The sequence below is a fragment of the Flavobacterium agri genome, assembly GCF_013401995.1.
Taxonomy (GTDB): domain Bacteria; phylum Bacteroidota; class Bacteroidia; order Flavobacteriales; family Flavobacteriaceae; genus Flavobacterium; species Flavobacterium agri.
Genome location: NZ_JACBJI010000001.1, coordinates 725,475 through 740,081 on the forward strand (window position 1 = coordinate 725,475; position 14,607 = coordinate 740,081).

Below are 14,607 nucleotides of genomic sequence, written 5' to 3' on the forward strand. Positions count from 1 at the left end.
CACCAAACAACATGATAAGAAATTTACTTTTATTGACGCTTCCGTTATTTGCGATGGCCCAAACGCCCACCGTGCAATGGACACAATCGCTCGGAGGATCTTCTTCGGACATGGCGACCGACTTGATCCAAACGGCCAACGGCGGCTCTGTGATGATCGGCGACGCCTGGTCCAACAACGGACAGGTTTTTGGCGCGCACGGCGAGAATGATATGTGGATGGTCTTATCAAGTGACCGTAAAGACTTCCGACAAAACGTTTTCGACCAAATTCATCAAAAAATGATGTTTCGGAAATCGCAAAAATCCTAAGCGAAAAACAACACAACGACACATATGATAAAAAAACTACTTTACCTGCTATTACCTGCCTGTGCCCTCGGTCAGGCGCCCGTGGTACAATGGAACCGCACATTGGGCACAAGCTCCGTAGACATCGGAATGGACATTGCCGAAACCAACGACGGCGGAATCGTCGTTATGGGCGACGCTTGGTCCCAAACCTCGGCCGTCCAGAATGCGCACGGCGACAACGAAATGTGGCTCGTAAAACTCAATCCAGACGGAACGACTGCCTGGAACCGCGCATTTGGCGGCGCATTATCCGATCACGGCCGCAAAGTCATCCCGACCCAAGACGGCAATTACATCATAGCCGGCACTACATATTCGAGCAACGGCGATGTTTCCCAAAGCCACGGCATGGGCGATTACTGGATTGCGAAAGTGAGCGCGTCGGCCAATACGGGAAATGTGTTTTGGCAGAAAAGCTTCGGCGGAACGCACAACGACTTTTTGGATCAGGTGATCGAAACTCCGGATGCGGGCTATGTCTTATTTGGCCATTCCCGATCTACGGACGGCCAAGTTGGCACGAATCACGGCATCGAAGACCTTTGGATCATAAAAATAGACGCATCGGCGAATATCGTTTGGCAACACGTGTATGGTGGTTCGGGCGAAGATATCATCCACAAAGCGATTTCGACATCCGATGGCGGTTATCTGGCTTTGGGCTATACGAATTCGAACGACGGCGACCTTACGCAGAATCACGGGATTGAAGATGGCTACGCGTTGAAAATCGCTGCCGATGGCACGCTTCAATGGAGTAAACAATACGGAGGATCTTTGTTCGACGTGTTCTATTCGGCGGTTGAAGTAGATGGCGCTTATATTTTGGCCGGAACTACCGCCTCCGATGACGGAGACGTAAACCAGCAGCACGACGTCCACGACGGTTGGCTTTTGAAAATCGGCATGGACGGCCAGATTCTGGAATCGCATCTTTACGGTGGCGAAGGTTCCGATTCGTTCGAATCCATCGAGCTTGCAAGCAACGGCGATATCGTCGTGGCGGGCAATACGCTCTCGAATACGGGAGACGTTTCGGGAAATCACGGGCAATTCGACGTTTGGCTCGTGCGATTTGACCCAAACCTCGACATCATTTGGCAAAAATGTATCGGAGCCAGCTCAAGCGACGTGGCATACGGCCTTTGTCTCACTTCCGACGGCGGTTATGCGACCATTGGCTACACCGAGTCGAACAACGAATATGACGTGCAACCCAATCACGGCATTTACGATTTTTACGTAACCAAATTGGTTCCGGAAGCATTGGCGGTCGACCATCCGGATCCGATTAGTGTAGAATTGTTTCCGAATCCTGTCGCAACCGAATTACAGCTGCGCTTCCGAGACGGAATGACGGCTGATTCCGTTACGATTACCGATATGACAGGTAAAACGGTATTGTCTGAAAATCCGGTTTCGAATTCCGTTGACGTTTCCAGTCTGGCTTCGGGAACGTACCTGATCGCGATTTCGGCCGGCAACAAATCATTCACTTCAAAATTCATCAAAAAGTAATGTTCACCAAAACCGAAACCATCCGTTTCAAACACGTCGATTTCGCCGGGATCGTCTTTTACCCGAGATTTCTCGAAATGCTCAACGATCTTGTCGAAGATTGGTTCGAGGAAGCACTCGACCGTCCGTTTTCTAAAATACACGAAACCAACGGTATTCCGACCGTCGACCTCAAAGTCCAGTTTAAGAAACCCGGACGCATCGGAGACGTGCTTACCAAGTCGCTTTGGGTCAAAAACGTAGGCGGCGCATCGGTTACTTGCGGTTTCCAGTTCAAGCAGGCCGATTCGAGTGTTTGCCTTGAAGGCGAAGTGACGCTCGTGAATGTCGGGCTCGACAAAGCATCGAACCAGATCAAAGCCGTTCCTTTTGAGGACGACACCCGAAATAAAATTTCCAAATTCCAAATCCCGACTGATGGACTTTAAAAAATTCAAAGCCGCCACCGTTCAGACTTCACCTGTTTTCCTAAACGTCGAAAAAACGGTAGACAAAGCCGTTTCCATCATAAAGGAAGCCGCTTCGAACGGAGCGAAACTTATCGCTTTCCCAGAGGTTTTCATCTCAGGATATCCATATTGGAACTGGATCATGACGCCGGTTCAGGGCAGCGCCTGGTATGAAAAACTGTACCGCAATTCGGTAGATGTTTTCGGACCCGACATGCAGAAGATTTATGATGCGGCGAAAGAATTCGACATCCATATCGTGATCGGAATCAACGAAAGAGGCGAAAGTTATGGCGAGATCTACAATACGAACCTGATTATCGACAATTCGGGCAACCTTATCGGAAAACACCGAAAATTAGTTCCGACCTGGGCCGAAAAATTGACGTGGACTTCGGGCGACGGTTCTTCACTTAAGGTTTACGATACGCAAGTCGGGCCTGTGGGAACGCTTGCCTGCGGCGAAAACACCAATACGTTGGCACGTTTCACGTTGCTTTCCCAAGGCGAACTCGTACACATCGCCAATTACATTTCGCTTCCCGTCGCTCCACCCGATTACAACATGGCCGAGGCGATAAAAATCCGTGCGGCCGCGCATTCGTTCGAAGGCAAGTTGTTCACGATTGTTTCCTGTTCAACGATTTCGCAGGAAATCATGGATGCGATGAAGACCGATGTTCCGAATGCCGAAGAATTGCTGACGCGCAAAAATTCGGCGTTTTCCGGATTCATCGGACCCAACGGCGCCGTGATTGGAGAGCCTTTGATAGACGAGGAAGGCATCGCGTATGCCGAAATCGACCTTTCCAAATGCATACAACCCAAACAGATGCACGACATTTTGGGGCATTACAACCGCTTCGACATTTTCGATTTGCGCGTGAATGTGGCCCCGACGCGTAAAATAACGTTTGTAGACAAGCACGAGGATTTCCGCAAAGACTAATCTAAAACCACAGAAACGATGTCTGCCAACCCAAACAACAAACTGCAAAAAGTACTCGGATTGGGCTTCGGCATCGCTATTTTCGTGGGCGGAACGATCGGCGTCGGCATTTTGAGGACACCGGGCGAAATCGCCACTTATCTCGACGACGGCTGGCTTATCGTAGCCTGTTGGCTGATTGGCGGGCTTTATATCCTGATGGGTTGCGGCGCGTATTCGGAGCTCGCCACGTCCATTCCGAAGGCCGGCGGTTCATACAATTACATCAAACGCGCGTTCGGCGATTATGCGGGATTCCTTTCGGGTTGGTTCGATTACATCACCAACGCGATCGCTCCGGCGTTCTTTTGCATCGTCATCAGCGAATACATCGCGATTTTGATTCCCGAAATAAAAGGCCAGACGACGGTCGTAGCCGTGGGATTCCTGATCGGGTTTATGCTGATCCATGTCAGCGGCGTCAGGAACGGCAGTATCGTGCAGCAAATCACGAGCATCATCAAAGTGGCGTTTTTCGTGGCTTTGATCGTCGCTTGTTTCTGGTATTCGGACATTGCCGTAAAACGTATTCCGATAGAACCGCGCCTCATGCCGCTCGGGGTCGTGATCGGCTTTTTCAAATCGTTACAGATGGCTTTGGGCGCTTACGACGGTTGGTACGCGGTGTGCTTTTTTGCCGAGGAAGACGAAAATCCGAACAAGAACATCCCGAAATCGCTTTACACGGGCGCGATCATCGTCATCGCCATTTACGTCGTGATCAATATGGCGTTCCTTCACGTGTTGCCTGCGGCCGCCATTGCCGATTCTCCGTTAGCTGCTTCCGATGTGGCGAAAACCGTGTTCGGGCAAAAAGGCTCGACGATCGTAACGGTCATCGCTATTTTTTCGATTATCGGAATCCTCAATGCCTATATGATGATTCCGCCGCGTATCCTTTACGGATTGAGCCGCGACGGGTTTTTCGTGAAATCGGGCACCAAAGTCAATAAAGGTGGTACGCCTATCGTCACGCTTTTGTGCTCGTCGGCGTTTACGTTGGGATTGATACTCGTCGGTTCGTTCGAGGTGTTGTTCGCATTGGCCACGTTCATGTCGGTCATCGTTTGGGGATTGGCGTATTGCTCACTGATCAAACTGCGTATTTCTGAACCTGACCTGATCCGCCCTTACAAAGCATGGGGTTATCCTTTTACCGCCATTTTACTCGTCGGATTTTCGCTGGCCGTGTTTTTGGGATTCGCCTACAGCGACCGCAACAGCTTTTTGGTCATTGCGGCCATTGCCGTGGTTTCTTACCCTATTTTCCGTCTTATCCAACCTAAAACAAATAGCACATAACCCAATTTCCGATAAAGAAAACGATTGCGAAATACACGTCTAAATCGTAAGTTTGACCTTTAACCACAACCTATGGAAACACAACATTCCGACGATGTGATCGGACGCGCCCGAGTCAAGGACACGCCCGAACTCGAAGCCTACTACAAAGAACTCGAAACCCTTGGTGCGGGCGCGCTTTGGACCGTCGCCAACGATATAGAACCTTGGGAACCGCGCACGAATTCGGTTCCTATGTTATGGAAATACGAGAATTTGCGTGAACTCGTGCTCAAATCTTCGGAACTCGTCACACCCGAACAAGCCGGAAGACGCGTCGTGTACCTCGTGAACGACAAACGCAGGGACGTATCTGCTGCGGTCGGTTGGTTGTATACGGGAATCCAGGTGACGCGTCCCGGAGAAAGCACTTCGGCCCATCGCCATAAAGCATCAGCATTGAGATTTATAATGGAAGGCTCTGGCGGTTATACGGTCGTCGACGGAAATAAAGTCACGTTCGAGGTCAACGATTTCGTGATTACGCCGAATTCGGCCTGGCACGAGCACGGTTGCGATGAAAACGGAAAAACCTGTATTTGGCAGGACGGACTCGACATTCCGCTCGTGAATGCGCTCGAAGCCAACGATTATGCGGTTTTTGACGGAAAACAGCCGTTGAAAACACCAACAAATTTTCTGCCTCTTTCCTACTCCGGCGCCGGATTGCGTCCGAGCGGACACGATTGGGACAAACCGTATTCGCCCTTATTCAAATATGCGTGGAAAGACGTATATCCGACATTGGCCGAGGCCGCGAAAGTCACCGAAGATTCACCTTTCGACGGCGTCATCATGCAATATTCGAATCCGCTTACGGGCGGCCATGTGATGCAGACGATGGGCGCATCCATGCAATTATTGCGTCCGGGATTCAAAGGAAAAGCACACAAACACACGGGCTCTTTCGTATACCAGTGCGCCAAAGGGCACGGGTATTCGATTATCGGCGGAAAGCGTTTCGATTGGAAAGAACGCGATATTTTCTGCGTGCCAAGCTGGACGTGGCATGAGCATGTGAACCTTTCGGATTCGGAAGATGCATGCCTGTTCTCGTTCAACGATTTGCCGACGATCGAAAAACTCGGGTTGTACCAAGACCAGGAATTGACAGAAAACGACGGATTCCAATCCGTAGCACAATAATGACGATCCCAACTGCCATAACCCATCAGGAAATCATGCAGTGCGAACAGCTGCTGTTTGAAGCCATGCGTTCGAGCGACGTGGAAACCCTCGACAAATTGCTGCACGACGACTTGATTTTCATGATCCCGAACGGACAAACCGTCACCAAGAAAGCCGATCTCGATTCCCACAAGGCCGGCACGATGACCATTGACGAGGCCAATTTGACTTTCGGGGAAATCGCATTGATCGACGATTGCGCGGTTTCTACCGTGACGATGACGGCAAGCGGAAAAATGCTCGGCCAACCGTTGTCGGGAGAATTCCGTTACGTGCGCATGTGGAAAAAATTCGACGGACAGATGAAAGTCATCGGCGGAAGCTGCATCCAAACCCAATAAAAACAATAAATAAAATTCATTAGTATCCCAATAAAGTGAAACTACTTACATACACTACCCAAAATTCCGAAGCCAAACTCGGCGTGTTGCACCAGGACGCGATCATCGACCTTGAAACGCTTGGCTTCAAACACAATCTCACGTTTCCGAAAACCATGCTCGACCTTATCGACGCCGGATTTGACGAAGTGAAACGCATCGAAAACACCATAAAAGAATCGAGTGAGAATGTTATCGCCTCGAGTTCGATCCCGATTAACGAAGCGACGTTATTAGCGCCGATCCCGCGTCCGAGGAAGAACATCATCGGCATCGGATTGAACTATACCGAACACGTGGCCGAAAGCGCACGTACTTTGGATACCGACAAAGCGCTTCCGCAAAAGCCCGTGATTTTCTCGAAACCGCCGACGACCGTAACGGCGACCAAGACTGATATCCTTCACAATGAAAACCTGACCCAACAACTCGATTGGGAAGTGGAACTTGCAGTTGTCATCGGCAAAAAAGGAAAATACGTGACCAAGGAAAATGCTATGGATCATGTTTTCGGATATACGGTTATCAACGACATTTCAGCCCGTGATTGCCGCCGCGCCGGACAGTGGATCGTCTCCAAAGGACAGGATACGTTCGCTCCGATGGGGCCGGTTTTGGTGACCAAAGACGAAATTGAAGATCCGCACAACCTCAATTTGTCGCTAAAACTCAACGGAGTCGAAAAACAGAATTCGAATACCAAATTCATGTTGTTCCGAATCGAAGACCTGATACAGGATTTGAGCGAGGTCTTTACGCTAGAAGCGGGAGACATCATCGCCACGGGAACGCCTGCCGGTGTCGGCGCCGGACGCGAACCACAGGAATGGATGTGGGACGGTGACGTCGTGGAAGCGACCGTCGAGAAAATCGGGACGCTTACCAATCGCGTAAAGAAAATCGATAGACCATGAAAAATAAAACCGTCTTACTCGTGCTGATCGTGTTGAATGTGTTGGTGTTGCTGGGTCAACTCGTCCCTGACATGACGCCGCCTTTTGCGCGTACGGTCAATATCATTTTCCTGATCGGCAGTTTTTTGTTTTTCGCTTCGGCTTTGTCAAGTCTCAAAAAAGGTAATAATTAAAAATATCAGCCACGAATGACACGAATTTTCACAAAGTCAGATTAGTGGAATTCGTGTCATTCGCGGCCAAGCAACTACTATGAAAAAATACAGAATCGGCCAGATCGTGCCGTCATCGAACGTTACGATGGAAACCGAAATACCGGCAATTTTCCGTTCACGCGAAACCATCCTTCCCGAAAAATTCACGTTCCACTCGAGCCGCATGCGCATGAAAAAAGTGACCAAGGAAGAATTGGAAGCTATGGATGCGATGAGTTTGAAATGTGCCCAGGAATTATCGGACGCGCATGTGGACGTCATGGGTTATGCCTGCCTTGTGGCCATCATGAGCATGGGACGTGGCTACCACTGCGTTTCGGAAGTGAACCTACACCAGGAAACCGTAGCCAACGACTTCCCTACTCCTATCGTCACGAGTGCCGGTGCGTTGATCAACGGATTGAAGGTTCTCGGTGCGAAAAAAGTCGCCGTGATCACGCCATACATGCGTCCGCTTACGGATTTGGTCGTCGATTATATAGAACATCAGGGTTTTGAAGTCGTCGACTCGATTGCGCTCGAAATACCCGACAATCTTGAAGTCGCGGCCCAAAATCCGATGAACCTTCTGGAAATCTACAAACGTCTCGATTTGACAGGAGTCGATGTCCTCGTGGCTTCGGCCTGCGTCCAGATGCCGTCTTTGGAAGCGATCGATTTGCTCGAGAAAGAAGTCGGAATACCGGTAACCTCGGCCGCGGTGTGCACTACTTATGAAATGATGAAAAAGCTCGGAATCGAAGCAAAAGCCCCTATCGGCGGGCAATTGCTCAGTGGAAAGTACTGATTTCGGTAAATTGTGTAAGCGGAGGTGAAAATTCTGTAAGAATCCTCTAAATCGTTTTCGTCAATTTTGTGAAACAACACTAAAAGCTACCACCTATGGAAACGAACTACAACAATTACGACATCGATTACAGTGCAAATGAGGATTTCGACAACATCATCCGAATCAATAATTCCGAAGAGGAATCGGACGATCAGGATTACGACCTCGACTACGATCCGAATGAGATGTATTTCGCTCTCCTGAACGACAACGAAAACAACTACTAAGAACAACAACCCCTTAAGAAGCTGGCTCCCAAAGCCGGTTTTTTTTTCGCGAAATGGTGAAAAGTTTCATGAAAACTGCATAACACGATTGCAGATTTTGGGCGGTACTTTTATCGTCTAACAAAAAACATGAGTATTATGGCAACTGTAAACAAAGGCGGACAGGCTCGTCACGACGGGCAAAAAAATTACGACCATTCGAACCAGCGCAACGCAGACAACGTACGCAACGCCACTCGTAAACACGAGTACAAAGAACACGACGAAACCCTTACCAACGATGCGAACTACGATGCCAAAGGCCGATTGACGACCGATGGCGAGTTCGATGACAAAAACCAAAACGTAGACCGTCACGCCAACGATCACGGCATGGAGTAAATCGGAACCAATAACCTAAATAACAAACAACATGAACGGATTCTTCAAGACCATCATCGCCGGATTCACAGCCAAAAAGCTTGGAGGCGGCTGCCTTAGCATGATCATTATTTTTATTATCGTGTATTGGCTGTTGGGGAAATTTTGAGTGAGAAGTGCTTACATGCTAAAGTGCTTAAGTGCTAAAAAATTAGTACGGTAAGATTTACCGGCAGCGACTTTCGCACTTCAGCACCTTAGCACTTCAGCACAAACGTTTAACCTAATTCTAAAGCTATGATTGCAGACGACAAAAAACGAGGCATAGACGATCCCGAACTCAATCAGGACGCCTCGACATACGATAAGGATGAAAGCTTCGAGGACTCCGACGACTTTCACAAATACGACGACACACAGAACAGCAACGTAAGCCAGGACGATGCGATTGCCCAAAGCAACGATTCGGTCAATGCCAATGCCCGAAACCATACGCCTACGTTCACGCGCACTTACGACAAAAACGCTTCAGACGAAGTGGACCGGTCAGGACGATATGATGGTGAGATCAACGTCTGATCGTCAATCAAAAGGAAAGCCCCGAGGTATCGCACTTCGGGGCTTTTTATTTAGATATTAGACCTTTAGACTATAAAATCGATAATTCGTTCGATAATAATGCTATCCGTCGGCTCGTTCGGGCAAGAGGTCTGGTTGTCTTTAGTGAAGCGTGTCCCAATCATCCGCCTTTAACCAATCTATCCAACAGCAAATTCAAATTGACGGTTGCGAATCCCGAACTGTGGTCGCTCAATCCGTACGGGATGATCAAATCACCATTGTGTATGATTGACCCGCACGAATACACCACGTTGGGCACGTAACCTTCGCGTTCGTCAGGATTCGGCATGATCAACGGTTCTTTGAGCCTTCCGATTTCTTTTTCGGGATTGTTGATATCGAGCAAAGAAGCTCCGATGCAATAACGGCGCATCGGCCCGACCGCATGTGTCATCACGAGCCAACCGTGAGGTGTTTCAATCGGAGAACCACAATTTCCGATCTGCACCAATTCCCACGGAAATTCCGGCGATTGGATCTTGATCGGGTTATCCCAAATGTTGATGTTGTCGGAATACATCAAAAAGTTGTTCCATCCGTCGATTCGCGAAAGCATGGCGAATTTGCCGTTGACTTTCCGTGGAAACAACGCGAGATTTTTGTTTTTGGCCCCGTCTCCGTTTAACGGCGAAGTTTTGAAATCGTAGAAATCGGTGGTCTGCAACAGTTTGGGCATGATGTGCGAACCGTCGTAAGCCGTGTACGTCGCGTAATAAATTACCTGGCCGTTTTCTTTTACGAAACGCACGAACCGCGCATCTTCTATGCCTTTGCTTTCGAAATCCGAAATCGGGAAAATCACGCGGTCGCTGATGTCGGTATCGCGCGAAAAACTGATTTTGCGATAACTGTCCGAAAGCGCGAGGATTTGTTTGTATTGGGCGATGCGGTTGTCATCATCGGTTTTTTCACGGGCCGCGATGATGATTTTCTTTAGGCTTTCGTAATCGAAGCGATCCTCGAGTTTTTGATCGACTTCGGACAGGAATTCCGGGTCGATTTCGGCTTCTTCCCCTTTTTTCAAAAACAGTTTCTTTTGATAGATTGTCTGGTGCATCTTTTCGGCCTCGTCTATGTAATTTCCGGCCGGGATGATCGAAATGTTGTTGTGCTTGTCTATCATCGCCCGGCGAAAAACCACAGACGAGATGTGTCCCTCACCTACCGCACGAAAACTGATCAGTAAACGTTGTTGGCCTTCCTCGAGGTGGCTCTGGTCTGGATCGATGATGATCGACGGATTGAAGAACGCCGCCGATTCTATCGAATATTCATGTGTAAAATACGATCCGATAAGATATTTCTGATAATCGGTAAGTTGGCTGTAATCGTAACCCGCCTTGATGATGTACGGTTTGACTTTTTCGCAATGCTTCATCAGTTTTTTGGTGATGTTGCGATGGCGTTTCGAAAAATCCTGAAGCAAAGGCAAAATCAGCGCTGCCACGGTTTCGTTGTTCAGCGCCAGTATTTTTTGGAGTAAAAAAACCGCGCGTTCCTCACCGTTAAAGAAATAACGTGCGATCACGCGCCTCGGGTCGGGATACACTTTTACATCCTTTCGTTCTACCGATAGTCGCATAGTTGTGGTTTAGAGGTTTTCTCTAAGTTACGGGTTTTGCGATGGGCAAAGTGTGAAAGGAGTGCTAAAAGAGTGCCTGAGTAATTGAGTTCTTGAGTGCCTGAGTATCTTAGTTTGTTTGGCACGTCGGCGGCTTGGAGCGCTTGGATGACGATGGCAGTCCTGTAAAAGCCGCCGTCGGGCTTTCCGCTGCTATCTTTTTGGGTCTTCGACTGCGCTCAGACCCAAAAAGGATATCCGCTTCAATCCCTCGCGCGATCCCGTTTCCAAACCAAGTCTCAACAATCACATCTGCGAAACACGTCTCAAACGCTTCGCCGCTTCAAGCAACGTGTCGTCTTTCTTCGCAAAACAAATCCGGATCAATCTGTCGTCGTGCCAATCCGAATACAGGCGCGAAACGGGAATCGCCGCAACACCGAATTCCTTTATCAGACGAACGCAGAAATCAAAGTCGCTCTCATCCGAAACATCAGAATAATCGAAAAGCAGGAAATATCCGCCTTCGCACGGCAACGCTTTGAGTTTCGTGTCGCCCAAAGCATCCAAAAACAAATCGCGCTTGCGTTCAAAAAACGCCGACAATTCCAAATGGCTGCCCGACTTTTCCATGTATTTCGCGATCGCTTTCTGCAACGGATGGCTCGTGCAATACGTCGCGTTCTGGTGTACTTTCCTAAGCTCGCCCGTCAACAGTTCGGGCGCGACGCAGTATCCGACTTTCCAGCCCGTGATGTGATAGGTCTTGCCGAAAGAGAACGACGCGAACGTCCTTTGCCTCAATTCGGGATATTGCAACGGGCTGATGTGTTTTTTGCCGTCAAAAGTCATGTATTCGTACACCTCGTCGCACAACAGCAAAATATCGGTTCCTTTGGTAATCGCGATCAATCGCTGCATGTCGTCGTGCGTGAAAACCGTTCCTGTCGGATTGTTCGGCGTGCACAAGCAAATCATTTTGGTCTTTTCCGAAACCAATTTCCCTACTTCATCCCAATCGATTTTGAAATCGGGCGCTTTCATTTTATAAACGACGGCTTTTCCGCCCACGACCTCAATCGCCGGCCGGTAGCAGTCGTAGCACGGTTCGATCAGGATCACTTCGTCACCGGGCCAGACCGTGGCGGCAATCGAGGCGAAAATCAGTTCGGTTGCGCCCGTGCCAATCGTGATTTCGGTTTCCCAATCCAAATCGAGGCCGTAACGCGAATTCATTTTGGATGCGATTTGCTGGCGAAGTATCGGCAAACCCGGCATCGGTGCGTATTGGTTGGTGTTTTCGTTTAGGGCTTCATCGACCAATTTCACCAATTCCGGATCGGGATCGAAATCGGGAAAACCTTGTGAAAGGTTGACGGCGTTATGCTCATTGGCAAGCGCGGTCATGTGCGAGAAAATATGGCGGCCTAGGTTGGGAAGTTTGGATTTGAGTTGCATCGTTTGGTTTTATGTTCAGCCCCGAATTACACGAATAAGTTTTGCTGGAATCAGAAATGTATCCTACGCCTATTTTAACAATTTGTGTAAGTCTTGTAATTCGTGGCCAGCCTAAAAAAAAGCCACAGAAAAATCCGTGGCCCAAATATCGTAAGTCAAAAAATCAATATGCTACCAATTCCTTCAAGGTTTCCTCGAATCGGCCTTTGGCGAGATATTGATCTTCCAACGCCTTCGTAAACGGAATAGGCGTGTCCAAACTCGCCACGCGACGCACCGGCCCGTCGAGGTATTCGAAACAATCTTCGGTAATCATGGCCGCGATATCGCTCGCAATCCCGCCGAACAAGCTGTCTTCCTGAAGGATGATGACTTTGTTTGTTTTCTTGATCGACTTGTAGACCGTGTCTTTATCCAAAGGCTGAAGCGTTCTCAAATCAATCAGATCTGCAGAGATTTCAGGGTTTTTGTCAAGTGTTTCAAGTGCCCAATGCACCGCGGCACCGAAAGCGACGATCGTGACGTCTTTGCCTTCGCGCAAAACCGCAGCCTGGCCTAATGGCAAGGTGTAATAATTCGTCGGAACGTCTTGGTAAATGCTTCGGTACAACAATTTGTGTTCGAAGAACATGACCGGATTCGGATCGTTGATCGACGCGGTCAAAAGTCCTTTCGCATCGTATGGAAAAGCCGGATAAACGACTTTCAATCCCGGTGTTTTCGTAAACCAAGCCTCGTTCGTCTGCGAGTGGAAAGGTCCGGCCTGTGTTCCGCCACCGCAAGGCATACGCACCACGACATCGGCATTTTCGCCCCAACGGTAGTGCACTTTCGCGAGATAATTCACGATCGGGTTGAAACCGGTCGACACGAAATCGGCGAACTGCATTTCGACTATAGATTTGTATCCGTTGATCGAAAGCCCCATTCCCGCAGAAACGACGGCGCTTTCGCAAATAGGTGTGTTTTTGATCCTGTCTTTTCCGAAAAGGTCTACGAATCCGTCGGTAATCTTGAACGCACCACCGTATTCGGCAATGTCCTGTCCCATGATCACAAGGTTTTCATGACGTTCGAACGACTGGCGCAAACCTTGGGAAATCGCATCGACGAATCGGATGTTTTCGGTTTCGGAACCTGGTTTTATTTCTTCGAAATCATAAGGCGCGTAAACGTCTCCGACTTCTTGCTCGTAGGTCGCTTTTATGTCGGCTTCGGTATTGGCGATCAAAAGGTTATCGTCGATTTCCTTACGGATTTCTTCACGCCATTGGTCGTCTTTGTCCTGACGCAGGATATTCTGTTTCAACAGATAACGCCGGAAATTGTCGACCGGATCTTTTTCGGCCCACATGTCCATCAATTCCTGGGGAACGTATTTCGTTCCGCTGGCTTCTTCGTGCCCGCGCATCCTGAACGTCTTGAACTCGATCAACACCGGACGAGGATTGGTGCGCATCGATTCTACGATTTCGGACAGTTCGTTGTAGATTTCAAGGATGTTGTTCCCGTCGAGAATATGCGCTTCCATTCCGTAACCGACGCCTTTATCGGCAAGGTTCTCGCAGCGGTATTGCTCGTTCGTCGGGGTCGAAAGTCCGTAACCGTTGTTCTCTATAATAAATAGGACAGGCAAATCCCAAACGGCAGCGATGTTGAGCGCTTCGTGGAAATCACCTTCCGAAGTCGCGCCTTCACCCGTAAAAACGGCGGTCACTTTGCCATTCTTCTTGAGTTTATTGGCCAAAGCGATTCCGTCTGCGACGCCCATTTGCGGCCCGAGGTGCGAAATCATCCCGATGATCTTGTATTCCTGCGTCCCGAAATGGAACGATCGGTCACGACCTTTTGTAAAACCGGCAGCTTTTCCTTGCCATTGCGAGAACAATCGATATAAAGGAATGTCGCGTCCCGTGAAAACACCAAGGTTTCGGTGCATCGGCAAAATGTATTCGTCTTTGCCCAGAACGGCCGTGATACCACACGAGATGGCTTCCTGCCCTATTCCCGAAAACCACTTCGAGACTTTACCCTGACGGATCAGGATAAGCATTTTTTCCTCGATGAGGCGCGGTTTCAATAAACGTTTGTAAAGGTCGAGCAGTTGGTCGTCTGAAAGGTTCCGGCGTTCGAAATTCATTTGATTTGGAATCTGTTTGGTAAAAACTCTGTCAAAAGTATGAAAAATTACCACTTTCGCAGGTT

General features: G+C 49.0%; 16 protein-coding genes. 13 read left to right on the top strand and 3 right to left on the bottom strand.

What is annotated here, in order from left to right; genetic code table 11:
• Positions 1-11: 11 nt before the first annotated feature.
• The 13 genes from HZF10_RS03440 (at position 12) to HZF10_RS03500 (ending at position 9,341) form a co-directional block, all read left to right on the top strand.
• Positions 12-311 (top strand): hypothetical protein, encoded by a 300-nt coding sequence (locus HZF10_RS03440; RefSeq protein WP_176004779.1) that lies wholly within the window; start codon positions 12-14, stop codon positions 309-311.
• Positions 312-335: 24 nt separating this feature from the next.
• On the top strand, positions 336-1,871 hold the full coding sequence (locus HZF10_RS03445) for a T9SS type A sorting domain-containing protein (RefSeq protein ID WP_176004780.1): 1,536 nt from the start codon (positions 336-338) through the stop codon (positions 1,869-1,871).
• On the top strand, positions 1,871-2,299 hold the full coding sequence (locus tag HZF10_RS03450) for an acyl-CoA thioesterase (protein WP_176004781.1): 429 nt from the start codon (positions 1,871-1,873) through the stop codon (positions 2,297-2,299). Before HZF10_RS03445 ends, HZF10_RS03450 begins: the two co-directional genes overlap by 1 nt.
• On the top strand, positions 2,289-3,269 hold the full coding sequence (locus tag HZF10_RS03455) for a carbon-nitrogen hydrolase family protein (protein WP_217703337.1): 981 nt from the start codon (positions 2,289-2,291) through the stop codon (positions 3,267-3,269). The genes HZF10_RS03450 and HZF10_RS03455 overlap by 11 nt, the downstream gene beginning before the upstream one ends.
• 18 nt (positions 3,270-3,287) lie before the next feature.
• Positions 3,288-4,610: an APC family permease gene (locus tag HZF10_RS03460; RefSeq protein WP_176004782.1), complete on the top strand. Its 1,323-nt coding sequence runs from the start codon at positions 3,288-3,290 to the stop codon at positions 4,608-4,610.
• Between the two features lie 72 nt (positions 4,611-4,682).
• Positions 4,683-5,795, top strand: coding sequence for a cupin domain-containing protein (locus HZF10_RS03465; RefSeq protein WP_176004783.1), 1,113 nt, complete (start codon positions 4,683-4,685; stop codon positions 5,793-5,795).
• On the top strand, positions 5,795-6,178 hold the full coding sequence (locus HZF10_RS03470) for a nuclear transport factor 2 family protein (protein ID WP_176004784.1): 384 nt from the start codon (positions 5,795-5,797) through the stop codon (positions 6,176-6,178). Before HZF10_RS03465 ends, HZF10_RS03470 begins: the two co-directional genes overlap by 1 nt.
• 35 nt (positions 6,179-6,213) lie before the next feature.
• On the top strand, positions 6,214-7,131 hold the full coding sequence (locus tag HZF10_RS03475) for a fumarylacetoacetate hydrolase family protein (RefSeq protein ID WP_176004785.1): 918 nt from the start codon (positions 6,214-6,216) through the stop codon (positions 7,129-7,131).
• Positions 7,128-7,304 carry a hypothetical protein gene (locus HZF10_RS03480; RefSeq protein WP_176004786.1) on the top strand — a complete coding sequence of 59 codons (177 nt, stop codon included), beginning with the start codon at positions 7,128-7,130 and terminating at the stop codon, positions 7,302-7,304. The genes HZF10_RS03475 and HZF10_RS03480 overlap by 4 nt, the downstream gene beginning before the upstream one ends.
• Positions 7,305-7,383: 79 nt before the next feature.
• Positions 7,384-8,133, top strand: a complete 750-nt coding sequence (locus HZF10_RS03485; protein WP_306454585.1) for a maleate cis-trans isomerase family protein — start codon at positions 7,384-7,386, stop codon at positions 8,131-8,133.
• 95 nt (positions 8,134-8,228) lie between these two features.
• Positions 8,229-8,402, top strand: a complete 174-nt coding sequence (locus tag HZF10_RS03490) for a hypothetical protein (RefSeq protein WP_176004787.1) — start codon at positions 8,229-8,231, stop codon at positions 8,400-8,402.
• Positions 8,403-8,540: 138 nt separating this feature from the next.
• Positions 8,541-8,783, top strand: a complete 243-nt coding sequence (locus tag HZF10_RS03495; protein ID WP_176004788.1) for a hypothetical protein — start codon at positions 8,541-8,543, stop codon at positions 8,781-8,783.
• Between the two features lie 276 nt (positions 8,784-9,059).
• Positions 9,060-9,341, top strand: a complete 282-nt coding sequence (locus HZF10_RS03500) for a hypothetical protein (protein ID WP_176004789.1) — start codon at positions 9,060-9,062, stop codon at positions 9,339-9,341.
• Between the two features lie 160 nt (positions 9,342-9,501).
• On the opposite strand, the gene HZF10_RS03505 is transcribed toward HZF10_RS03500, so the two are convergent.
• The 3 genes from HZF10_RS03505 to HZF10_RS03515 all read right to left on the bottom strand — a co-directional run bounded on the left by HZF10_RS03505 (position 9,502) and on the right by HZF10_RS03515 (position 14,542).
• Complete coding sequence (locus HZF10_RS03505) at positions 9,502-10,965, bottom strand: glycoside hydrolase family 130 protein (RefSeq protein WP_176004790.1); 1,464 nt, start codon at positions 10,963-10,965, stop codon at positions 9,502-9,504.
• Positions 10,966-11,250: 285 nt separating this feature from the next.
• Positions 11,251-12,402 (bottom strand): methionine aminotransferase, encoded by a 1,152-nt coding sequence (locus HZF10_RS03510; protein ID WP_176004791.1) that lies wholly within the window; start codon positions 12,400-12,402, stop codon positions 11,251-11,253.
• A gap of 163 nt (positions 12,403-12,565) precedes the next feature.
• Positions 12,566-14,542, bottom strand: a complete 1,977-nt coding sequence (locus tag HZF10_RS03515) for an alpha-ketoacid dehydrogenase subunit alpha/beta (protein WP_176004792.1) — start codon at positions 14,540-14,542, stop codon at positions 12,566-12,568.
• Between the last annotated feature and the right edge of the window lie 65 nt (positions 14,543-14,607).